The sequence below is a fragment of the Pseudomonas sp. A-1 genome, from assembly GCF_004801855.1.
Taxonomy (GTDB): Bacteria; Pseudomonadota; Gammaproteobacteria; order Pseudomonadales; family Pseudomonadaceae; genus Geopseudomonas.
Genome location: NZ_SSTC01000233.1, coordinates 1 through 660 on the forward strand (window position 1 = coordinate 1; position 660 = coordinate 660).

The window sequence follows — 660 nt, forward strand, 5'->3', positions numbered from 1 at the left end:
CCGAACTGCCAGCCCAGGCTGGCCAGGCGCCGCCCGGCCGCCAGGGCCGGCGGCGGCATCGGCTGCGAACAGACCCGCTGGTCGCTGCGCGCCACCAGCAGGGCCGGCGCCCTGCCCTGCCAGCTGCCGGGAGCGCCATCGGCGCTCGCCAGGCCCGCCCCGAACAGCAGGGCGAACGCCAGGGCGCGCCTCAGCACGCGTCCCCCGCCTGCTCGGGCAGCAGCAGCAATTGCATGTCGAGATAGGCCGCCGCGGCCTGCTGCAGGTTGCGCAGCAGGCCGGCGTGGCTGGCGATGCCGCCATGCAGGACCAGCAGGCGCTGCGGCCCGCCCTGTTCGCGCAGGCGCCGCAGGGTGCGAAAGGAGCGCCGGAAGCCGTCGGCGTCGTCCTCGACCCACAGTGCCCAGCGCGGCTGCTGGCTGGCCAGCACGTCGAGATGCGGACTGTCCGCCTCCAGCGCCACCACCTTCCAGCGCGCCGGATCGCCGACCCAGCGGTGGCCGTTGACCTGCCAGCGCGTCAGGCACTCCAGCACGCGGCGACCCTGTGCACTGCGCGGACCGGGCAGGCCGATCACCAGCAGGGTGGCCGGCTCGGCCTCGGGCCGTGGTGGCGCCTGCGGCGCGGGCGCGGGAGCCGCGGCGGACGGCGCCTCGGCGC

At 77.0% G+C, this 660-nt stretch carries 1 protein-coding gene and 1 pseudogene; both read right to left on the reverse strand.

The window, feature by feature from the left end; genetic code table 11:
• Window positions 1-197: pseudogene (locus E5198_RS21330) on the reverse strand (flagellar protein FlhE); the annotation flags it as partial.
• Window positions 191-660, reverse strand: a 470-nt coding sequence (locus tag E5198_RS21730) for a hypothetical protein (protein WP_168772580.1), incomplete at its 5' end; no start/stop codon positions are given. The gene E5198_RS21730 and the pseudogene E5198_RS21330, both read right to left, overlap by 7 nt.